Origin of the sequence: Nocardia sp. NPDC059177, from assembly GCF_042755165.1 — a bacterium.
Taxonomy (GTDB): Bacteria; Actinomycetota; Actinomycetes; order Mycobacteriales; family Mycobacteriaceae; genus Nocardia.
Genome location: NZ_JBHZBX010000007.1, coordinates 149,425 through 169,833 on the forward strand (window position 1 = coordinate 149,425; position 20,409 = coordinate 169,833).

General features: G+C 68.8%; 24 protein-coding genes. 9 read left to right on the forward strand and 15 right to left on the reverse strand.

The annotated features are described in order from the left end of the window. Positions 1 to 20 precede the first annotated feature (20 nt). Genes ACFXK0_RS11475 through ACFXK0_RS11485 form a run of 3 tightly spaced genes read left to right on the forward strand, consistent with a single transcriptional unit; the run spans position 21 to position 2,129 of the window. The gene (locus tag ACFXK0_RS11475; protein ID WP_379410000.1) at positions 21 to 1,400 is read left to right on the forward strand and encodes a cystathionine beta-synthase; all 1,380 of its coding nucleotides are present in this window, start codon (positions 21 to 23) and stop codon (positions 1,398 to 1,400) included. A gap of 46 nt (positions 1,401 to 1,446) precedes the next feature. Beyond that, entirely contained in the window at positions 1,447 to 1,713 is a 267-nt protein-coding gene (locus ACFXK0_RS11480) for a ribbon-helix-helix domain-containing protein (RefSeq protein ID WP_379410001.1), read from the forward strand. Next, the gene (locus tag ACFXK0_RS11485; RefSeq protein ID WP_379410002.1) at positions 1,710 to 2,129 is read left to right on the forward strand and encodes a DNA-binding protein; all 420 of its coding nucleotides are present in this window, start codon (positions 1,710 to 1,712) and stop codon (positions 2,127 to 2,129) included. Before ACFXK0_RS11480 ends, ACFXK0_RS11485 begins: the two co-directional genes overlap by 4 nt. Positions 2,130 to 2,272: 143 nt before the next feature. Here the strand turns inward: ACFXK0_RS11485 and ACFXK0_RS11490 are convergent, their stop codons facing one another. From ACFXK0_RS11490 to ACFXK0_RS11505, 4 genes are read right to left on the reverse strand one after another with little or no spacing between them, the layout of a single operon-like run. Further along, entirely contained in the window at positions 2,273 to 2,608 is a 336-nt protein-coding gene (locus tag ACFXK0_RS11490) for a helix-turn-helix domain-containing protein (RefSeq protein WP_379410003.1), read from the reverse strand. Beyond that, positions 2,605 to 2,979: a type II toxin-antitoxin system RelE/ParE family toxin gene (locus ACFXK0_RS11495; RefSeq protein ID WP_379410005.1), complete on the reverse strand. Its 375-nt coding sequence runs from the start codon at positions 2,977 to 2,979 to the stop codon at positions 2,605 to 2,607. The genes ACFXK0_RS11490 and ACFXK0_RS11495 overlap by 4 nt, the downstream gene beginning before the upstream one ends. Before the next feature lie 59 nt (positions 2,980 to 3,038). Next, the gene (locus ACFXK0_RS11500) at positions 3,039 to 4,208 is read right to left on the reverse strand and encodes an FAD-dependent oxidoreductase (RefSeq protein ID WP_379410006.1); all 1,170 of its coding nucleotides are present in this window, start codon (positions 4,206 to 4,208) and stop codon (positions 3,039 to 3,041) included. After that, on the reverse strand, positions 4,208 to 4,855 hold the full coding sequence (locus ACFXK0_RS11505) for a TetR/AcrR family transcriptional regulator (protein ID WP_379410007.1): 648 nt from the start codon (positions 4,853 to 4,855) through the stop codon (positions 4,208 to 4,210). Before ACFXK0_RS11505 ends, ACFXK0_RS11500 begins: the two co-directional genes overlap by 1 nt. 211 nt (positions 4,856 to 5,066) lie before the next feature. Here ACFXK0_RS11505 and ACFXK0_RS11510 point away from each other — a divergent pair, with 211 nt between their 5' ends. After that, positions 5,067 to 5,852 (forward strand): hypothetical protein, encoded by a 786-nt coding sequence (locus ACFXK0_RS11510; protein WP_379410008.1) that lies wholly within the window; start codon positions 5,067 to 5,069, stop codon positions 5,850 to 5,852. A gap of 55 nt (positions 5,853 to 5,907) precedes the next feature. Here ACFXK0_RS11510 and ACFXK0_RS11515 read toward each other — a convergent pair whose 3' ends face one another. Beyond that, positions 5,908 to 6,237 carry a DUF6401 family natural product biosynthesis protein gene (locus ACFXK0_RS11515; RefSeq protein ID WP_379410009.1) on the reverse strand — a complete coding sequence of 110 codons (330 nt, stop codon included), beginning with the start codon at positions 6,235 to 6,237 and terminating at the stop codon, positions 5,908 to 5,910. Positions 6,238 to 6,504: 267 nt separating this feature from the next. On the opposite strand from ACFXK0_RS11515, the gene ACFXK0_RS11520 reads away from it, so the two are divergent. Further along, positions 6,505 to 6,834 (forward strand): hypothetical protein, encoded by a 330-nt coding sequence (locus tag ACFXK0_RS11520; protein ID WP_379410010.1) that lies wholly within the window; start codon positions 6,505 to 6,507, stop codon positions 6,832 to 6,834. 9 nt (positions 6,835 to 6,843) lie between these two features. Here ACFXK0_RS11520 and ACFXK0_RS11525 read toward each other — a convergent pair whose 3' ends face one another. Then, on the reverse strand, positions 6,844 to 8,025 hold the full coding sequence (locus ACFXK0_RS11525; protein WP_379410011.1) for an acyl-CoA dehydrogenase family protein: 1,182 nt from the start codon (positions 8,023 to 8,025) through the stop codon (positions 6,844 to 6,846). A 98-nt stretch (positions 8,026 to 8,123) separates the two neighbouring features. Between ACFXK0_RS11525 and ACFXK0_RS11530 the strand changes: the two genes are divergently transcribed. Beyond that, entirely contained in the window at positions 8,124 to 9,266 is a 1,143-nt protein-coding gene (locus ACFXK0_RS11530; RefSeq protein ID WP_379410012.1) for a cystathionine gamma-synthase, read from the forward strand. A 96-nt stretch (positions 9,267 to 9,362) separates the two neighbouring features. Here the strand turns inward: ACFXK0_RS11530 and greA are convergent, their stop codons facing one another. Beyond that, on the reverse strand, positions 9,363 to 9,854 hold the full coding sequence (gene greA, locus ACFXK0_RS11535) for a transcription elongation factor GreA (protein WP_379410013.1): 492 nt from the start codon (positions 9,852 to 9,854) through the stop codon (positions 9,363 to 9,365). A 244-nt stretch (positions 9,855 to 10,098) separates the two neighbouring features. Further along, positions 10,099 to 10,557, reverse strand: coding sequence for a DUF4307 domain-containing protein (locus ACFXK0_RS11540; RefSeq protein WP_379410014.1), 459 nt, complete (start codon positions 10,555 to 10,557; stop codon positions 10,099 to 10,101). A gap of 121 nt (positions 10,558 to 10,678) precedes the next feature. Between ACFXK0_RS11540 and mca the strand changes: the two genes are divergently transcribed. Together mca and ACFXK0_RS11550 are read left to right on the forward strand one after the other, a co-directional pair. Next, positions 10,679 to 11,539: a mycothiol conjugate amidase Mca gene (mca, locus tag ACFXK0_RS11545; protein WP_379410015.1), complete on the forward strand. Its 861-nt coding sequence runs from the start codon at positions 10,679 to 10,681 to the stop codon at positions 11,537 to 11,539. Further along, entirely contained in the window at positions 11,539 to 11,793 is a 255-nt protein-coding gene (locus ACFXK0_RS11550) for a hypothetical protein (protein ID WP_379410159.1), read from the forward strand. Before mca ends, ACFXK0_RS11550 begins: the two co-directional genes overlap by 1 nt. On the opposite strand, the gene ACFXK0_RS11555 is transcribed toward ACFXK0_RS11550, so the two are convergent. From ACFXK0_RS11555 to ACFXK0_RS11585, 7 genes are all read right to left on the reverse strand, one after another. Then, entirely contained in the window at positions 11,790 to 11,963 is a 174-nt protein-coding gene (locus tag ACFXK0_RS11555; protein WP_379410016.1) for a hypothetical protein, read from the reverse strand. The two genes, ACFXK0_RS11550 and ACFXK0_RS11555, sit on opposite strands and share 4 nt — an antisense overlap. Before the next feature lie 70 nt (positions 11,964 to 12,033). Beyond that, positions 12,034 to 12,432 carry an NUDIX domain-containing protein gene (locus tag ACFXK0_RS11560; RefSeq protein WP_379410017.1) on the reverse strand — a complete coding sequence of 133 codons (399 nt, stop codon included), beginning with the start codon at positions 12,430 to 12,432 and terminating at the stop codon, positions 12,034 to 12,036. Between the two features lie 74 nt (positions 12,433 to 12,506). Beyond that, on the reverse strand, positions 12,507 to 13,304 hold the full coding sequence (gene eutC, locus ACFXK0_RS11565; RefSeq protein ID WP_379410018.1) for an ethanolamine ammonia-lyase subunit EutC: 798 nt from the start codon (positions 13,302 to 13,304) through the stop codon (positions 12,507 to 12,509). Between the two features lie 167 nt (positions 13,305 to 13,471). Then, entirely contained in the window at positions 13,472 to 14,884 is a 1,413-nt protein-coding gene (locus ACFXK0_RS11570) for an ethanolamine ammonia-lyase subunit EutB (RefSeq protein WP_379410019.1), read from the reverse strand. A gap of 32 nt (positions 14,885 to 14,916) precedes the next feature. Continuing rightward, the gene (locus tag ACFXK0_RS11575; RefSeq protein WP_379410021.1) at positions 14,917 to 15,312 is read right to left on the reverse strand and encodes a DUF779 domain-containing protein; all 396 of its coding nucleotides are present in this window, start codon (positions 15,310 to 15,312) and stop codon (positions 14,917 to 14,919) included. Between the two features lie 13 nt (positions 15,313 to 15,325). Beyond that, positions 15,326 to 16,843: an aldehyde dehydrogenase gene (gene adh / locus ACFXK0_RS11580; protein ID WP_379410023.1), complete on the reverse strand. Its 1,518-nt coding sequence runs from the start codon at positions 16,841 to 16,843 to the stop codon at positions 15,326 to 15,328. A 97-nt stretch (positions 16,844 to 16,940) separates the two neighbouring features. Continuing rightward, positions 16,941 to 18,152 carry a GAF domain-containing protein gene (locus ACFXK0_RS11585; protein WP_379410025.1) on the reverse strand — a complete coding sequence of 404 codons (1,212 nt, stop codon included), beginning with the start codon at positions 18,150 to 18,152 and terminating at the stop codon, positions 16,941 to 16,943. Positions 18,153 to 18,296: 144 nt separating this feature from the next. On the opposite strand from ACFXK0_RS11585, the gene ACFXK0_RS11590 reads away from it, so the two are divergent. Further along, positions 18,297 to 20,348 (forward strand): thioredoxin domain-containing protein, encoded by a 2,052-nt coding sequence (locus tag ACFXK0_RS11590; RefSeq protein ID WP_379410026.1) that lies wholly within the window; start codon positions 18,297 to 18,299, stop codon positions 20,346 to 20,348. Positions 20,349 to 20,409 lie beyond the last annotated feature (61 nt).

Sequence of the window (20,409 nt, forward strand, 5' to 3'; positions counted from 1 at the left end):
CGCGGAGAGGCGGATCAGCTATGCGTATCGCGGATCATGTCGTCGATCTCATCGGAAACACGCCCCTGGTGCGGCTGAACTCGGTGGTCGGCCCGAACGCGGGCCTGGTGGCGGCCAAGATCGAATACCTCAATCCCGGCGGCAGCTCCAAGGACCGCATCGCGGTCAAGATGATCGATGCCGCCGAAGAAGAAGGGCTGCTCAAGCCCGGCGGCACCATCGTCGAGCCGACCTCGGGCAATACCGGTGTCGGCCTGGCCCTGGTCGCCCAGCAGCGCGGCTACAAGTGCGTGTTCGTCTGCCCGGACAAGGTCAGCGAGGACAAGCGCAATGTCCTGCGTGCCTACGGCGCCGAGGTCGTGGTCTGCCCGACCGCCGTGCCGCCGGAGCACCCCGACAGCTACTACAACGTCTCCGATCGCCTGGTCCGCGAGATCGAGGGCGCCTGGAAGCCCAACCAGTACGCCAACCCCGGCGGCCCCGACAGCCACTACGAGACCACCGGACCCGAGATCTGGGCCGACACCGAAGGCAAGATCACCCACTTCGTCGCGGGCGTCGGCACCGGCGGCACCATCACCGGCACCGGCCGCTATCTCAAGGAGATCTCGGGCGGGAAGGTCAAGATCGTCGGCGCCGACCCGGAGGGCTCGGTCTACTCCGGCGGCACCGGTCGCCCGTACCTGGTCGAGGGTGTCGGCGAGGACTTCTGGCCCTCGGCCTACGACCCGTCGGTCCCCGACGAGATCATCGCCGTCTCCGACGCCGACTCCTTCGACATGACCCGCCGCCTGGCCCGCGAGGAGGGCCTGCTGGTCGGCGGTTCCTGCGGCATGGCCGTGGTCGCCGCGATCGAGGTCGCTCGCCGCGATCCCGACGCCGTGGTCGTCGTCCTGCTGCCCGACGGTGGCCGCGGCTACCTGTCGAAGATCTTCAACGACAAGTGGATGAGCTCCTACGGTTTCCTGCGCACCCCGCTCGAGGTCGCCCCGGAACCGCTCGTCGGCGACGTCCTGCGCGGCAAGTCCGGCGAACTGCCCGACCTGGTGCACACCCACCCGTCGGAAACCCTGCGCGACGCCATCGAGATCCTGCGCGAATACGGCGTCTCCCAGATGCCCGTCGTCGGCGCCGAACCCCCGGTGATGGCCGGTGAGGTGGCGGGCAGCGTCACCGAACGCGACCTGCTCTCGGCCGTCTTCGAAGGCCGCGCCCACCTCACCGACTCCGTCGCCCAGCACATGAGCCCGTCGTTCCCCCTCATCGGCTCCGGCGAACCCATCTCCACCGCCACCAAGGCCCTCTCCGACACCGACGCCCTCATGGTCGTCGAAGACGGCAAGCCGGTCGGCGTCATCACCCGCCACGACCTCCTGGGTTTCCTTAGCACCGGCCACTGAGCGAGATTTCGGCCCATCCCGCAATACGGTGAGTATGGTGGGTTATATGGCCACCAGGAAGATCACCGTTACGGTCCCCGAGGATCTTCTCGACGAGATCCGGGCGGAGGCGAGTGATCGCGGGCTGTCCGCCTATATCGCGGAGGCGCTGCGCGCCAAGCTGGAGCGGGACCGATTGCTCGAGCTGGCCCAGTGGCTTCAGGACGAACACGGGCCGGTCACCGACGCCGAGCGGGCGGCCGCGCTGGCCGAGCTCGCGGCCGTGGACGCCGAGCACGCGCGGCTCCGGACCACGCAGCGACATTCCGCGTGAGCAAGAAGCGGCCGCGAGCCGCAGTGCCGCGGTTCCAGGTACTCGACTCGGAGGCCCTGTCGAAAGCGGTGCGCGGAGATCGCGCGATGATCGCCCGGATCGCCGTGGCGGCCGAACTCGACGCGGTGGTGATGACCTCGCCGATGACAGTGGTCGAAGCGCACGACGGCCGGACTTCGGAGCATCGCTGGGATTGGGTCCTGTCCCGGCTGGTGGTTCCCGATCTCGGTAAGGAACAGGCGCGAGCCGCCCGGCGATTGCTGGCGTCGGCGGGCCTGCACGGGCACAAGCACGCGATCGACGCGGCGCTCGCGGTGGTGGCGAATGCTCAGCCGGGTGCGGTCACCGTGTACACCTCCGATGTCGACGACCTCGCCAGACTGGTCGATTCGCGGGTGGTCGTCCAGCAGGTATGACCCGGGAGGCGCTGAACTGGAGCGCGTTGGCGCTGGCCGAAGTCGAGGCTGTCGACGCCGAGCATGCGCGGCGTCGTATGGCCCAGCGGCGTTCGGTGTGAGCAAGAACCGGCCGCGACCGGTGCCACCGAGGGCGCGGGAATTCACGCGGTGAGTCCGAGGATTTCGTCGGCAGTGTCCGAATCCGCGCCGACGCTCAGCGCGAACCGAACACCCAGCGCTCGACCGAGCCGATCGAGAACGGCCAGCGTCGGTATGCCCCCGCCGCCGGCCTCGAGTCGGGACACCGCTGGCTGAGTCGTCTGCGCGCGCCTGGCCAGCTCGGTCTGCGACATCCCGAGCGCCGTGCGCCGCTTGAAGACCGCTCGCCCGAGTGCGATCTCGACACGAGCGATCTCCCTTGCAGAGCGGTATTCCTCCGTGTCCCGTTTGGCTGCCAGTACGGGGTCGTCAGCGATGCTGCTGTGTGCCTTTTTCATCGGTCCTCCCATGAGGTGTCTATCGTGCCTACAACCTTGTCGAAGTCGTGACCTGCGGCGCACAGCTTCTGCGCTTCCTTTGCTCGCATCACCTGAAGGCGTTCGTTGTCGCGGGTTTTGCGGAAGACAGTCAGCATGACGATCTGGCCAGATGCTGCGAACCAGTACGTGAGCCGCATATCGACCGGGTGCAGATGGATGCGCAGTTCCCAGACTCGATCGCCGAGTGTCCTGGACAGCGGCATACCCAAGCCGGTGCCTTCCGCCGCGAGTAGCCCGACCACCTCGTCGACCCGAGCCAGCTGCGAAGGGGACAGCGTGCGCAACCAATCGACTACCTCGATCTCCGCGCGGATCTCGAACAGGGCCATGCATCTGATGGTATATCGCCTGGTAGGACGTTGTCACCGTGGTCGACTGGGGAGGTTCGTCAGGTTCGTTCGGAACGTGTTCGAGCTGTGACCGCGACTGCGGACGTGGCGGCGGTGAGGGCGCTGTTGATCGAGATCTCGCCGCGCATGCCGGGGGCCGCCACCATGTCGCCGACCAGGTAGATGTTGTCGCCGCGGTCGATGGCGGGGCGGTCGCGCCAGGTGGTGCCGGGGAGGTCGAGGGCGCCGGTGCGGTTCTTGGCGGTGGCGGTGCGGTGGAAGGTGGTGCGGGAGCGCCAGTCCGGGATGGCGGCGTCGGCGAGGCGTTCCAGGCGCTGGTGGGCGCTGTCGCGGGATTCGTTGTCGCGCACCGGCATCTGGAGTTGATACAGGGATTCGCCGGCGGGGGCGATGGTGTCGTCCTGCATCGTGTAGCACTCGTGGAAACCGGCCTCGTCCAGATCGAAGACGATGTGGCGGTCGCGGCGATCCGCGGTGACGGCGAGGTCGAGCAGAGCGGCGAAACCACCGGTGCCGCGCAAGGATTCGTCGCCGAGCAGGGTGCGGGCGGAATCGAGATCGGTGGCGATGATGACGGGACCGTCGGTGGGCAGCTCGGTGACGCGCGCGCCGGTCTCGACGAGCACGCCGAGTTCGTTCGCGCGCTCGGCCATCCGGTCGATGGTCCGCTGCCAGCCACCACGCACCCACCGCACGCCCGGTACTCGCGGGCCGAGCGCGCGCTGGAACAGATCCCAGACGAACGCGGCGGACAGGCGCCCGGTGTTCGCGTCGTAGGTGACGACACTGATCGCGTTGGCCAGCTGAGTGGCGGTGCGTTCACCCCAGCGATCGGCCGCCCAGCTGTGGAAGTCTACGTCGACCGGGGCGGTGAGCCACCGGCGTGACTGCGCGCGCAGCATCCCCACCGGTGGGATCCGGCGCAGCCGCCCGTCGGTACGGAAGGCGAGTTTGAAACCGCCGGAGAGCGCGGGCCAGCCGAGCCCGGCGACGAAACCGCGTTCCTTCAGCCAGGTGTAGTGCGGCCCGTCGGCATAGAACACGTGCGCGCCCTCGTGCGCGACATGCGGTGGTGGGGTGGCGCGACCGCGTCCGCCCAGTGTCTGATGTGCCTCGAAAAGCTTGACCGGCGTGCCGGTTTCGGCGACGGCGATCGCCGCCGTGAGCCCGGCCAGTCCGCCCCCGATGACGGTGATGGGTGTGCGCATCAGCTGTCCTCTCCCTCGGTGTCCGCCCAGTCGATCCGGGCGGCGATCAGTTCCGCGGTGGCCCGCAGATAGCGTTCGGTGTCGACGTTCGCCGGATGACCGCCGTCGAAGATGTCGCCCATGATCCAGAAATGGGCCAGCGCGCCGACCAGCACGGCGGCGGTCGCGTCCCAATCCTGTTCGGCCCCACGAGATCCCGCCAGTTCGATCAGGCCGCGGGTCACCGCTGTCATCACCACCGCGTATTCCTGCTGCCGGAAGACCTCGAGCAGCGAGGCGGGAATCGAGTTGTCCCGGAGCAGGATTCGGGTGACATCGCGGTCGTGGTCCAGGCGGGCCAGGCCGATCCGGCACAGTGCGAGGAGTTTGTCGACGGTGCTGCCGGACGGGGTGATCGCGGTCAGTGCCGTGGCGACGGAGAATTCCGGGGCCAGGAATTGGTCCCATCCGCTCCGGTCGGTCAGGCGCGTGTCCACCGCCCGCACCAGCAGTTCGTCCTTGGACTTGAAGTGCCGATACAGCGCACCCGACCCGCCGGAGAGTCCGGCCGCCTGTTCGATCTGGGCGACCGAGGTCTTGGCGAAGCCCTGTTCCCCGAACAGGCGCAGTGCCTCGGTCATGATCCGCTCGCGTGTCGTGGGCGTCACCATCACCTCCGTCGCAGTAAGTAACTACTTACAGACTGTCCTCCGGAGAACGGGCCGTGCGCAAGATCCAGTGGCGATCCACACACCGACCTGGCGGTGAGCAAATAATTCGCTACCTGGTGATTCGGCCGAAACAACCAGGGTATTCCCAGGTGAGACAGTGCTTCGGCAATTTCGCCGCAGCGGTCGGGAACAAGCGAAAGGAAGGGCCGTGGATACCTCCGTCGTTGCGCTGGACTTCCAGCAGGGTTTGACCGACGCGTGGAGTTCGGTCGCGCAGTTCGTCCCCAAGGCGGCCGCCTTCGTCGCGATTCTGCTCATCGGCTGGATCATCGCGAAGGTGGTGGCGAAAATCGTGCACGCGGTGCTCGAGCGGGTCGGTTTCGACCGGCTGGTGGAGCGCGGTGACCTGCGGAAGATGATGGCGCGCAGTAAATACGACGCGTCCGGAATTCTCGCCAAGATCGCCTATTACGCGATTCTGCTGATCGCGCTGCAGATCGGCTTCGCGGTCTTCGGGCCGAATCCGGTCAGCGATCTGCTGAACAGCATTGTGGCCTGGCTGCCCAGGGCGGCGGTGGCGATCGTGATCGTGGTGATCGCGGCGGCGATCGCGCACGCGGTCAGCGAGATGGTCTCCAATGTGCTCGGCGGGCTGTCCTACGGGCCGATGCTCGGCCGGATCGCCGCGGTGTTCATCTGGGGTATCGGCATCATCGCCGCGCTGAACCAGATCGGCGTCGCGACCGCGGTGACCACGCCCATCCTGATTGCGGTGCTGGCCACGCTCGGCGGCATCCTGGTCGTCGGGGTCGGCGGTGGCCTGGTGCGCCCGATGGAGCAGCGCTGGAACCGCTGGCTGGGCGGCCTGGAGGCCGAGATGCCCGCGATGAAGGGGCAGGCCGAGGCCTACCAGCGCGGACGTGAGGACGCCGCGCGGGCCGGCGAGCGGGTGAGCACCACACAGGAATGGGTGGACACCGAGAAGACCGTCTGACCAACCGGCGCCGGCGCACCGTCATCGTCTCGGTGGCGGGGCGCCGCTCGCTGGTTCAGAGCCCGGCGTGGCGGCAGACCGCGGCCAGCCGCAGCGGCAGCCAGTCGGCATCGTGCCAGGTCGGCGGGGGTGTCACCGGTTCGTCGCCGTGGTCGAGCAGACCGCGGGCGTAGCCGGCGAGCAGGATGTTGACCGGAATCCGCGCGGAATCCTCGACGCCGAATTCGAGAATGTCGCGGATCGCGGCGGCGTGCTGGTCCAGTTCGGCGCCCAGCGCGGGCAGCATCGCGGCAGCCGCGGCGGCGGGTGCTCCGAATTCGGTGTTCAATTGGTGCAGATGGCGTCGTGCCGAGAATTCGAGCAACGCGTGACCGGGCGCAAACATCACCAGATGGTATCAATCGCGCAGGTCGCGGCCATCGGCGCCGGTGACTGTCGCGTGATGTGGACGCTGCCGGCCCGGCGATGATGACTGCCGCCGACCCGGCGGGAACTGTGCTCGAACCCGGTGCGGGCGAGGGCGTGCGCACGCGGGCGCCCCCGGGGTGGGTCGCGGAGTTGCGCGAACGGGCTGAGCGATGGATTCTGAGCGGGTATAACCGATTCGAGACAACTTTCGGCAAACATGTTCGGCGAGTGTAAGGGGCCCACAGTGCACGTCACCGAACCGGCGATCCAACTGCTCGGCTTCACTCCGGTGATTCCCGCCGCCGCAGGATATTTGGCGCGCGAGGGGGTCGGACGGTCGTTGCGTGGCTGGCCGTATGCCCCGCTGCTGGGCCGGTTCGTCGCCGTCATCGTGTGGGGTTGCGGGGGATTGGCGTCGCTGACAGTGCTCGGCATCCCGGTAGCGATCACCGTGCCCATCGCCGCGACCGTGCTGACGGTCGTGGTCCTGGTCCTGGCGATCGCCTTCGCCGGCGGCCTGATCCGGCCCGCGCCGGTGGCGGTGCCGAGCCGGAGTCTGCTCGTCGGCGGGTGAGGTGCCGGCCTACCGGAAGGCGTTGGCGTCGGTGAGCGCCTTGCCGATGACCAGCTGATGCACCTCGGCGGTGCCCTCGTAGGTGAGCACCGACTCGAGGTTGTTCGCGTGCCGCAGCACCGGGTAGTCGAGGGTGATCCCGTTGGCGCCCAGGATGGTCCGGCATTCGCGGGCGATGGCGATGGCCTCGCGGGTGCTGTTGAGTTTGCCCGCGCTGATCTGCTCGCCGGTGATCTCGTGCCGGTCCTTCAACCGGCCCAGGTGCAGCGCGAGCAGCTGTCCCTTGCCCAGTTCGAGGGCCATGTCGGCGAGCTTGGCCTGGGTGAGCTGGTAGCCGGCCAGCGGCTTGTCGAACACCTCGCGGGTGCGGGCGTAGTCGATGGTCGCGGCCAGGCAGTCGCGGGCCGCGCCCAGCGCGCCGAAGACGATGCCGAAACGCGCCTCGCTCAGGCAGGCCAGTGGTGAACTCAGGCCACCCGATGCGGGCAGCACCGCGTCGGCGGGCAGCCGCACATCGTCGAAATCCAGTGCGGCGGTGAGTGATGCGCGCAGCGACAGCTTGCGGTGCAGTTCCCGGGTGGTGAAACCGGGAGTGCCTGCGGGCACCAGGAAACCGCGCACTCGCGGCTTGTCCTGCCCCGGCTCCTCGGCATAGGCCCAGACCACGGCGACATCGGCGACCGAGCCGTTGGTGATCCACATCTTGGACCCGTTGAGCACCCAGTCGTCGCCGTCGCGGCGCGCCCTGGTCCGCATACCGCCGGGGTTGGAGCCGTAGTCGGGTTCGGTCAGCCCGAAGCAGCCGATCAGCTCACCGGCCGCCATCGAGGGCAGGTACTGCTGCTTCTGTTCCTCGGATCCGTAGAAGTGGATGGCGGTCATGGCCAGCGAGCCCTGCACCGACACCATGCTGCGCACGCCGGAGTCGACGGCCTCGAGTTCCTGGCAGGCCAGGCCGTAGGCGGTGGCCGAGGCGCCCGCGCAGCCGTAGCCGTCGAGATGCATGCCGAGCAGGCCCAGCTTGCCCAGCTCCGGCGCGATCTCGCGGGCGGGGAAGGTGCCGAGCTCGAACCAGTCGGCGATCTGCGGGCGCAGCCTGCGCTCGCCGAATCGCGCGACCGTGTCGCGGATTTCGCGCTCCTCCGGCGAGAGCAACGGATCGATTGCGAAGAGTTCCTCGACAGTCACCATGGGGCCAGCCTAATGGCAGCGTGCCGGGCGAATCCGACACTTCGTGCACGCCTGTACCCCCGCACAGCGCGGCGAAACCGGCCAACTAGTCTGAGGCCATGAGTGAGCTGGGATTCTCGACCAGGGCCGTGCACGCCGGATATGAACCCGATCCTCAGACCGGCGCGGTCAATGTGCCGATCTACGCGAGCTCGACCTTCGCCCAGGACGGCGTGGGCGGCATGCGCGGCGGCTACGAGTACGCGCGCACCGGCAATCCCACGCGCACGGCACTCGAAGCCAATCTCGCCGCCCTCGAATCGGGCAGCTTCGGTCGCGCCTTCGCCTCCGGCATGGCTGCTACCGACTGCGCGCTGCGCGCCACCCTGCGCCCCGGCGACCACATCGTCATCCCCGACGACGCCTACGGCGGCACCTTCCGGCTCATCGACAAGGTCTTCAGCCAGTGGGGGATCGAGCACTCGCCCGCCCACATCGCCGACCTCGACGCGGTGCGCGCGGCGATCCGCCCCAACACCAAGCTGGTGTGGGTCGAGACCCCGACCAACCCGCTGCTGAGCATCGGTGACATCCCCGCGCTGGCCGACATCGCGCACGGCGCCGGGGCCAAGCTCGTCGTCGACAACACCTTCGCCACCCCCTACCTGCAGCAGCCGCTGCTGCTGGGCGCCGACATCGTGGTGCACTCCACCACCAAGTACCTGGGTGGTCACTCCGATGTCGTCGGTGGCGCGCTGATCACCAGCGACGCCGAGCTCGACAAGGCCTTCGCGTTCCTGCAGAACGGCGCGGGCGCGGTCCCCGGCCCGTTCGACGCCTTCCTGACCATGCGCGGCATCAAGACCCTCGCGGTGCGGATGGAGAAGCACTGCGACAACGCCGAGGTGATCGCGCAGTTCCTGGCCAACCACCCGGCCATCTCGCAGGTCATCTACCCGGGCCTGCCCACCCATCCCGGCTACGAGATCGCGCAGAAGCAGATGCGCCGCAGCGGCGGCATGATCTCGGTGCGCCTGGCCGGCGGCCGGGAAGCGGCGCTGAAGTTCTGCTCGCGCACCGAGATCTTCACCCTCGCCGAATCCCTCGGCGGCGTGGAATCGCTGATCGAGCACCCGGGCGCGATGACCCACGCCAGCACCGAGGGTTCCGCGCTGGAGGTGCCTGCGGATCTGGTCCGGCTCTCGGTCGGCATCGAGGACATCAGCGACCTGCTCGCCGATGTCGAACAGGCATTGAGCTGAGACGGACTCCCTGCAATGACGAAGCGGCCGCATCCGATGTTCGGATGCGGCCGCTCGCGTTCGGGTTCTTTCCGTGCGGGCTCGGTGGGTCCGGGCTCAGCTGTGGTACGGCTCCGCGCTGACCAAGGTCACCTTCATGGTGTTGCCGTTGGGCAGCGTGTACTCGCGGGTCTCGCCGACCTTGGCGTCGATCAGCGCGCCGCCCAGCGGCGAGTTGGGCGAGTAGGTCTCGAGATCGGTGGCACCGAGGCCCTCTTCGCGGGTAGCGATGAGGAAGGTCTCGGTGTCGCCTTCGTCACCGTCGTAGTAGACGGTGACGACCGAGCCCGGGAGCGCGACACCGGATTTGGTGGGGGCGACGCCGACCTTGGCGTTGTTCAGCAGCTCCTGCAGCTGGCGGATACGCGCCTCCTGCTGGCCCTGCTCCTCACGCGCGGCGTGGTAGCCGCCGTTCTCCTTGAGGTCGCCTTCTTCGCGACGCTCGTTGATCTCGGCGGCAATGACCGGACGATTGGCAATGAGCGAGTCCAGCTCGCCCTTGAGCCTGTCGTGCGACTCCTGGGTAAGCCAGGTCACATTCTCGGTCATCTCGATCACTCCCTAGTAGTTGTTCCCGGCGGACCGGGATTCCCTGAAACCGGCGCGATCGCCTCGCGGTGCGAGGACATGCGCCAGCCCGACGGCTGGAGCGATCCTGGGGGGTGAACCCGTTACCCGGAAACAGCACCGCTGGCCGCCAATGCAGCAAACACGGCTCCGAGCCCCGGAACCGTGTATCAAGCCATTTTAGCATGTCTCATAAATATGCAGGTCAGGCTAGGCGGACGCGGTCCTATGGCAGTCGCAGATAGGCCGGAACGTCCTCGGTGCAGCCGTAGATGTCGCCCGCCGAGGCCCGTGCCGAGGACTTGACCGTGGTGGTCACCTGCACGGCGGGGGAGCCGGATCCGGGCACCAGGACCTCGCGCCTGCCCACCTCGGCGCCGTCGCGATCCATCGCCCGCACGAAGCAGACGACCGCGCGCTGCGGCTCGTCGCGGGTGACCTTCATCCGCACCTCGAGAGTCGAGTCGTCGACGACCACGTAGCCGAGCTGCTCGGTCTCGATCGCCTTCGGCCCGTACTTCTGGAAGCCCAGATAGGCCACGGCGAACCCGGCGACGACGACGCCCACGCCGAGCAGAACCATCAGCCACAGCCGACGCGCCGGTGGCTTCTTGCCGTAACGGTCGGCGTGTCGTGCGGCTGCGGCGGCCGAGCTCGCCGCGGAGTCCGGTGCGGGTTCGCTCATCGGTTTCTCGCTCCCGGGGGTGGTCGGAACAAACGGGGGGTCGGATGGAACTATAGGGAACGTAGTTCTGACACCCGCGAGCGAGAGCGATGGTGAACGAGACGTGAGTGGCCTTCGCCTCATGGCTGTGCACGCCCACCCCGACGACGAATCGAGCAAGGGCGCCGCGACCACGGCACGCTACGCCGCCGAGGGCGTCGACGTGCTGGTCGTGACGTTGACCGGTGGTGAGCGCGGCAGCATCCTCAACCCGGCCATGGACACCCCCGGTGTGCTGGACCGGATCGAAGAGGTGCGCCGCGAGGAAATGGCCGCGGCCGCGCACGCGCTGGGTGTGCGTCAGCAGTGGCTCGGCTTCGTCGACTCCGGGTTGCCCGAGGGCGACCCGCTGCCGCCGCTACCCGAGGGCTGCTTCGCGCTGGTGCCGCTCGAGGAGTCCACCGAGGCGCTGGTCAAGGTCGTGCGGGAGTTCCGCCCGCACGTGATCACCACCTACGACGAGAACGGTGGCTACCCGCACCCTGACCACATCCGCTGCCACGAGGTGTCGATGGCGGCCTACGAGGCGGCCGGTGACGCGTCGCGGTTTCCCGGCGCGGGCGAGCCGTGGGCGCCGCTCAAGCTGTACTACGACCACGGCTTCTCGATGAAGCGGCTGGAAGCCTTCGCCGGCGAGTACGAGCGCACCGGTGAACCCTTCCCGCTCCAGGAGTGGCTGGACCGGATGCGCCAGTACAAACGCGACGACGCGTGGGCGCGGGTCACCACCCAGATCGAGTGCTCGAAATACTTCCCCCAGCGTGACGACGCCCTGCGCGCGCACGCGACCCAGATCGATCCCAACGGGGCGTTCTTCGCGATCCCGCTGGAATTGCAGCAGCGGCTCTGGCCGACCGAGGAGTTCGAATTGGCCAAGACCAGAGTGTCCACCGCTATCCCGGAGACCGACCTGTTCGCCGGCATCGAGGACGCCGACCGGTGATGTTGGCTCTTCTCGCGCAGAACACCCCCACCGGCCCCGAGTTCGGCAAGGCCTCGCCGCTGGGTCTGCTGATCGTGCTGGTCCTGCTGGCGGGCACGGTGCTGCTGGTCCGGTCGATGAACAAGCATCTCAAGGGCTTGCCCGAGACGTTCGAGCCCGAACATCCGGAACCGGACCAGAAGGCCGACGACGGCACCGAACCCGGCGCGATTCCCGCGGACAACGAGAACTCCGACCCGCCGAAATCGCCTTAGCCCGCCTGGGCGAAGTCGGTCACCAGTTCACCGACGAGGTCGCGCGCGGTGGTTGCGTGCTCGCTGAGCCCGCGCGGCGCACCCCGCGCGCTCAGTTCGACCATGGTGTTCATCAAGCCGAACAGGACGACGAGCTGACGTAGCGCAGCCCGCCGCTCCGACGAGGTCATCTCCATGACAGTGCCATCGTGGTTGTCGCATCAAGTGTTTCGGGCGATGCGGAATCGTTGCCCCGGCGAACTACCAGTCGATCAGGTCGAGTTCGTGCAGGTGCTTGAAGACCAGCATCGACCCCGGCGCGACGTGTTCCATGGCGGCGTATTCGCTGACGGTGAAGTAGCGGAACTCGGCGATCTCGCCGGTCGCGTAGGGTTCGCCGGTGAGTTCGGCCCGGAAACAGGTCATGTGCAGGCCGGTGTTGCGGCCGTGGCCGAACGCCTCCGCCTCGAAGATGCCGAGTTCGGCTACCCCGAACAGCCCGACGCCGAGTTCTTCCTCGATCTCGCGATGTAACGCCTCTAACGGTGTTTCGCCCGGATCGATCTTGCCGCCCGCCATGTAGAAGACGTCTTTGCCTTCCGGGCGCGTCTGGATCAGCCTGCGGTCGCGGACATGGGCGAGGGCGGCGGTGCGGATCATGAGATCACACTATTGCCAGACCGCCCCCGGTTCATATCGAACGGGCATCGCACCACCGGAGTGTCTGGGTCAGCTCACGATGACGGTGTGATGGAGCGTGTTTCGGATCCGGGCAGGGTGCGGGAGGTGTCCTTCAGGTCGACGCCGGAGCGGCCGAGGGTGTGGGCGCCGGCGACCAGGCCGGCTACCACGCGGGCGGCATCGGAGTAGGTGAGGCCGTCGGGTGGGTGGATGTTGGAGACGCAGTTGCGTTCGGCGTCGGTGCGGCCGGGGCGGGGGAGATGGGTGAGGTAGATGCCCAGGCTGTCGGCGACCGAGAGGCCGGGGCGTTCGCCGATGAGGACCAGGACGGTGCGGACGCCGAGGGCCGCGCCGATGTGGTCGCCCAGGGCGACGCGGGCCTGGGTGGCGATCACCGGTGCGGCGAGGGTGTAGCGGTCGGTGAGTTCGGCGGCGAGGGCGGCGAGCAGGCCTGCGCCGTGATCGGTGAGCGCGCGGGGGGACAGGCCGTCGGCGAGGACGACACCGATATCGGCGCCGCTGTGCTCGATGCCGGACAGGTCGGCGGGCAGGCGGCCGAGGTCGGGGCGGCGCAGGTATTCCGGGCGGTCGGCGGCGCGGCTGGTCACCGGGACCGGCGTGCCCAGGCCGATACCCGCGATCCGCGCGGTGAACGTGTCGAGCTCCAGGGGCACGTGCACCGCGTCCCTGGCGGCGGCGTGCGCGGCCCGCAGCGTCAAGACGTCGGTGGTCGGCAGGGCGTCGCCGGTGCGCCCGAGTCCGATCCTGGCCTGGGTGCTGTGCTGCAGTTCGGCCCAGAATTTTTGTGCCGCACCGTGTTCGGGTGTGGCATCGCTTGTAGCGGCGAGCACCGGCCTTGCCTGCGATGGGGTGGACGGGCGCGCCGTCGCTTCGTTCGGTGGCGTGTTGGTAGTTGAGGGCGCGGATGCTGGGGTTCGGTCGTTCGCGGGGGGATTCGGTGCTGGTCCGGCGAGGGCGGCGGACGGAGGCATTCGGGGTTGCCGCGGAGGGGGAGTGTTCATCGGGGGCCCGCCAGTGCGCGCAGGGGTGAGGACAGCGGTTCCACGTGGCGTACACGGCCTTTCGTGTCGAGCATGCCGAGGCCGGACAGCCATGACTCGAATTCCGGTGCGGGGCGCAGGTCGAGCACCTGGCGTGCGTAGAGGGCGTCGTGGAAGCTCAGGCTCTGGTAGCCGAGCATGACGTCGTCGGCGCCGGGCACCGTGATGACGAAGGCGCAGCCGGCTGCGCCGAGCAGGGTGAGCAGGGTGTCCATGTCGTCGGAGTCGGCCTCGGCGTGGTTGGTGTAGCAGACGTCCACGCCCATGGGCAGGCCGAGCAGCTTGCCGCAGAAGTGGTCCTCCAGCCCGGCGCGGATGATCTGCTTGCCGTCGTAGAGGTATTCGGGCCCGATGAACCCGACCACCGTGTTCACCAGCAGCGGGCGCAGATCCCGGGCGACGGCGTAGGCGCGGGCTTCCAGGGTCTGCTGGTCGACCGGCCGATCACCCACGCCCAGATGGGCATTCGCGCTCAATGCCGAACCCTGCCCGGTCTCCAGATACATCACATTGTCGCCGACGGTGCCGCGCCCGAGTGAACGCCCGGCCTCGTTGCCCTCGCGCAGCAGCGAGATGTTCACGCCGAAACCGGTATTGGCGCGTTCGGTGCCCGCCACCGACTGGAAAACCAGGTCCACCGGTGCGCCCGCCTCGATCAGTCCGATGGTGGTGGTGACGTGGGTGAGCACGCACGACTGGGTGGGGATGTCGAAGCGCTGGCGCATCTCGTCGAGCAGGCGCAGCAGCTCGGCGGTGGACTGCGGGGAATCGGTGGCCGGGTTGACCCCGATCACCGCGTCACCGCAGCCGAGCAGCAGGCCGTCGAGGGTGGCCGCGGCGATGCCGCGCGGGTCGTCGGTGGGGTGATTGGGTTGCAGCCGGGTGCTCAAACGGCCGGGCAGGCCGATGGTGGTGCGGAAACCGGCGGTCACCACCGCTGCCTTGGCGACGGCGATCAGGTCCTGGTTGCGCATGATCTTGCTGACTGCCGCCACCATCTCCGGCGTCAGCCCCGGCGACACCGCGGCCAGTGTCGTCGCGGCCTCCTCGGTCACCGCGACCGCCAACAGCCAGTCCCGCAACCCACCGACCGTGAGGTGCGCGATCGGCGCGAAGGCGGCGCGGTCGTGACTGTCGATGATCAGCCGGGTGACCTCGTCGGTCTCGTAGGGCACCAGGACTTCGGTGAGGAAGGTGGTCAGGGGCACCTCGGCCAGCGCCCACTGCGCGGCCGCCCGTTCGGCGTCGGTCGCGGCGGCGCAACCGGCCAGCTGGTCACCGCTGCGTTCGGGTGTCGCTTTGGCCAGCAGATCGATCAGACCGTCGAAGGTGTAGGTCGTGACGCCGACGGGACTGCGGTACACGGTCATCGGGTGCCGCCTCCTTTCCCGGTGTTCTCACCTCACTGGGGAACCGTATCGCCGGTGGCCGGCGGCGGCTGGGATTCCAGTACGGTCACCTCCTCGTCGGTGAGCAGTCGCGAGCGGATCAGGAACCGCACGCCCTCGGGTGCCTCGAGCGAGAACCCGCTGCCGCGGCCCTTCACCACGTCGACAGTGAGATGCGTGTGCTTCCAATACGCGTACTGGTCGGCACTCATCCAGAACGGCGTCTCCCCGGGCAGGTAGCCGAGCAGCACATCCGAGGCCCCCACGCGGAATTCACCGCGTGGGTAGCACATCGGGGAGCTGCCGTCGCAGCAGCCGCCGGACTGATGGAACATGACCGGGCCGTGCTGCCCGGTCAGTTCCCGCAGCAGCGTCGCCGCCTGGTCGGTGAGGTCGACCCGCCGAACCATCAGCGCCGCCCCATCAGAAGAAGCCGAGCTTCTGCGGTGAGTAGCTGACCAGCAGGTTCTTGGTCTGCTGGTAGTGCTCGAGCATCATCTTGTGGTTCTCGCGGCCGATGCCGGACTTCTTGTAACCACCGAACGCCGCGTGCGCGGGGTAGGCGTGGTAGCAGTTCGTCCACACCCGGCCCGCCTTGATACCGCGGCCCAGGCGGTAGGCGGTGTTCATATCGCGCGTCCACACGCCGGCGCCGAGGCCGTAGAGGGTGTCGTTGGCGATCTTCAGCGCTTCGTCGGTGGAATCGAAGGTGGTCACCGCGACGACCGGGCCGAAGATCTCCTCCTGGAACACGCGCATGTCGTTGCGGCCCTTGAAGATCGTCGGCTCGATGTAGAAGCCGTCGGCCAGCCCGTCGACGCTGCGCACCGCGCCGCCGGTGAGCACCTCGGCGCCTTCCTTCTTGCCGATGTCGATGTAGGACAGGATCTTCTCGAACTGGTCGTTGCTGGCCTGCGCGCCGATCATGGTGGCCTCGTCGAGCGGGTTGCCGCTGACGATCGCCTTGGTGCGCTCGATGCAGCGGGCCATGAACTCGTCGTAGATCGAGGAGGCGATCAGCGCGCGCGAGGGACAGGTGCAGACCTCGCCCTGGTTGAGCGCGAACATCACGAAACCCTCGATCGCCTTGTCGAGGAAGTCGTCGTCGGCGGCCATGACATCGGGCAGGAAGATGTTGGGGCTCTTGCCACCCAGCTCCAGGGTCACCGGGATGATGTTCTCGCTGGCGTACTGCATGATCAGCCTGCCGGTGGTGGTCTCACCGGTGAAGGCGACCTTCGCCACGCGCGGGCTCGACGCCAGCGGCTTGCCCGCCTCCACACCGAAACCGTTGACCACGTTGAGCACACCCGGCGGCAGCAGATCGGCGATGAGCTCGACGACCTTCATGATCGAGGCCGGGGTCTGCTCGGCGGGCTTGAGCACCACCGCGTTGCCCGCGGCCAGCGCGGGCGCCAGCTTCCAGGTGGCCATCAGGATCGGGAAGTTCCACGGAATGATCTGGGCGACAACGCCGAGCGGCTCGTGGAAGTGGTAGGCGATGGTGTCCTTGTCGACCTCGCTGATCCCACCCTCCTGCGCGCGCAGCACGCCGGCGAAGTAGCGGAAGTGATCCACCGCCAGCGGCAGGTCGGCGGCCAGGGTCTCGCGGACCGGTTTGCCGTTGTCCCAGGTCTCGGCGACGGCGAGGGCCTCGAGATTGGCCTCGATCCGGTCGGCGATCTTGTTGATGATGTTGGCGCGATCGGCCGGGGAGGTCTCACCCCAGGCCGGCGCGGCGCGATGCGCGGCATCGAGAGCGAGCTCCACATCGGCGGCCGTCGAGCGGGCGATCTCGCAGAACGGCTGACCGTCGACCGGCGAGGTGTTCTCGAAGTACCGGCCCTCCACCGGCGGAACCCACTTGCCGTCGATGAAGTTGTCGTACCGCGGCGCGTAGCTGACGATGCTGCCCTCGGTGCCCGGCTTGGCGTAGATCATGAGTACGGTCTCCTCGCTGATTCCGGTGAATCGTGATGCCTGTCACTATGCGCCGCGAGGGTTGATGAAACGTTGAACCCGACTGATGTGGCGGCGATCAGGTTCGGTGGGCGGTGTGCAGGCGGGCGGTGGCGACGGCGCGGCGGGGGTCGCGGGTGGGGAGCAGGGTGAGGGCGTGTTCGTGGACGGCGATGTCGTCGGGCGCGGCATCGCCGTAGGTGAGGGCGTGGTGCGGGTCGGGGCTGGACAGGACGGCGTCGCGCATCGCCACCTCGAGGTGGTCGCGCCACTCGCTGATCCCGGGTGTCTCCGAATCGGGGAGCAGCGGACCGTGATAGAGGCGCACGGCGGTGTCGAGGTCGCCTGCCGCCAGGGCGCGCAGGACGTCGACGGCGTCGCACGACAGCGGAGTGGTGAAGCGGTAGACGCGGCTGCTGATCTCGCCGCCGGTCGCGCGGCGCAGGTAGGACATCTCCGATTTGAGGGTGCTCGCGCCGACCGCGCGGTCACCGTAGACGGCGTGGTGCAGGCGCTCGTGGTTGTAGCCGTCGTCGTCGAGGGCGAGCAGGGTGAGGATCTCGAGGTGACGTGGGCGCAGGCGGATCGGGGTGCCGTCGCGGGTCAACCGGCCGGTGCCGAGGCAGGTCAGCCGCATCCCGGTCGGGGCGGGCGCCGCGGTGTGCAGTGTCGATTCGATGGCGGCGACCATGGTGCGCACGGTGGCCATCGCCAGCGGATGTGAGCGCTGCCAGGTGGTCGACAGGTCGAGCACGCCGAGCAGGGTGCCGTCGGCGGCGCGGATCGGGGCGCAGTAACAGACCCAGCCGTGCAGCGCGGCGACGAGATGTTCGGCGGAGAACACGGTGTGCGGCTGATCGGTGCGCAAGGCCAGCGACAGCGCGTTGGTGCCCATGTGCGCCTCGTCCCAGCGGCCGCCCGGCGCGAAGTTCACCTGTTCGGCGCGTTTGCGCATGACCTGTCCGCCGCAGGTCCACAGGATCGTGCCGGAGGCGTCGGTGACGGCCGCGACGTAGCCGGCGTCGTCGGCGACGCTGTGCAACTGCTCGGTCAGGGCCGTCACCGGTGCGCGCAGCGGCGAGCGCGCCCACTGCGGGCCGATATCGGTGGCACTGGCCGGCGCGTGCTCGCGGGCCGGATCGACCGTCCGCAGCGACCGCAGCCACGACTGCGCGACTTCGGTGCGGACCGCCGAACTGCGTCCCGGCGCGGACCTACCCGCCGGTATCCACTCGGCCCACTCCCGCTCCAGCGCGGCGCGCTGTTCGGAGAGGGTCAGCTGCGGTGTCATCAGCGTCTTTCGCGTCTTCGTTGCTCGATCGCACGAGGGGAGTCGTGTCTCCATCATGCCCCAGCCAGGCCCCGTCCAGCGGTGCTTTCCCGGCCGGGCGGTGGCTCGCCCGCGAGGTTCGCGGCCGGGTCCTAGAGTGGCGGTATGAACCGGTTGGGTGGCGCGACTTCGCCGTACCTTCGTCAGCACGCCGACAACCCGGTGCATTGGCAGGAGTGGGGCGCCGATGCGCTGGCCGAGGCGGCGGATCGGGATGTGCCGATCCTGCTCTCGATCGGTTACGCCTCCTGTCACTGGTGCCATGTGATGGCGCACGAGTCGTTCGAGGACCTCGCCACCGCCGAGCAGATGAACGCCGGGTTCGTGTGTGTGAAGGTCGACCGGGAGGAACGCCCCGACCTGGACGCGGTGTACATGAACGCCACCGTCGCCATGACCGGTCAGGGCGGCTGGCCGATGACCTGCTTCCTCACCCCCGACGGCGCGCCGTTCTACTGCGGCACCTACTACCCCAAGGCGCCGCGCGGCGGGATGCCGTCGTTCACCCAGCTGCTCACCGCGATCACCGACACCTGGTGCAACCGCCGCGAGGACGTGGACAAGGCCGCCGACCAGGTCACCGAGGCCCTGCGCGCGCAGGCCACCGGGCTGCCCGACGCCGAATTCGCCGTTGTCCCAGAGCTTCTCGACAAAGCGGTACCGGCGATCGCCGCCGACGAGGACCGCCGGCACGGCGGTTTCGGTGGAGCGCCGAAGTTTCCGCCGTCGGCACTGCTGGAAGGGCTGCTGCGGCACTGGGAACGCACCGGCGAGCAGGCGGTCTTCGACCTGGTCGAGCGCACCGCCGAGGCGATGGCCCGCGGCGGTATCTACGACCAGCTGCGCGGTGGTTTCGCCCGCTATGCCGTCGACAACGCCTGGCTGATACCGCATTTCGAGAAGATGCTCTACGACAACGCGTTGCTGCTGCGCGCCTACGCGCACCTCGCACGGCGGGTGCCCGCGACGCCGCTGGAGTCGCTGCCGCACCGGGTGACGCGCGAGACCGTCGAATTCCTGCTCGCCGATCTCGGGACCGCCGAGGGCGGCTTCGCCTCCGCGCTCGACGCCGACACCCACCTCGAACCGGACGGGCCTGGGGTGGAGGGCGCCACCTATGTGTGGACCCCCGGCGAGCTGATCGGTGAACTCGGTCCGCTCGACGGCGTGTGGGCCGCAGAGGCTTTCGGTGTCACCACCGGAGGCAATTTCGAGCAGGGCACCTCGGTGCTGACCCGGCGCAGCGACCCCGTCGACGCCGAACAGGCGGCGCGGTTCGACCGGTTGCGCGCGCGGCTGTCGGAGATCCGCGCGCGCCGCCCGCAGCCCGCCCGGGACGACAAGGTGGTCACCGCCTGGAACGGCATGGCGATCACCGCGCTCGCCGAAGCCGGTGCGGCACTGGCGGAACCGGCCTGGATCGCCGCTGCGGCGCGGTGCGGGCGTTTCCTGCTCGACGTCCATCTCGTCGGCGGCCGGCTGCGCCGCGCCTCCCTCGACGGTGTCGTCGGCGCACCGCCCGGTGTGCTCGAGGACTACGCCTGGTGTGTCACCGGTCTGCTCGCGCTCTATCAGGCGACCGGCGAACCCGAGTGGCTCGCCGCCGCGCAGCTCGTCCTCGACACCGCCATCACCCATTTCGCCGATCCCGACCACCCCGGCAGCTGGTTCGACACCGCCGACGACGCCGAAACCCTGGTCGCGCGCCCCCGCGACCCGATCGACGGCGCCACCCCGTCGGGCACCTCGGTGCTGGCCGAGGCCCTGCTGACCGCCGCCGCGGTCGCCGAGCCCGACCGCGCGATCCGCTACCGCGAACTCGCCGACCACACCCTCGCCCGCGGCGCCGTCCTGCTGGCCCGCGCACCCCGCACCGCAGGCCACTGGCTCGCCGTCGCCGAAGCGTCCGTGCGCGGCCCGATCCAGGTAGCTATCGCCGCCACCGAGAACTCCTCCGCCGCAACAGAACTCCTCGCAGCTGCCCGCCTCGCGGCCCCCGGCGGCTCCGTCGTCCTGGCTGCCCCACCGGACACCGCCCCGCTCCTGGCCGACCGCCCCCTCGTCAGCGGCGCCCCCGCGGCCTACGTCTGCCGCGGCTCGGTCTGCGACCTTCCCCGCACCGACCCCACCGACCTCACCACCGCCTTGCGCCGCTGAATCGTGCGCAGGTCCTGACCTGGACAGTTGATCACCAGGCCACCAGGGATTTCCGCTCTCG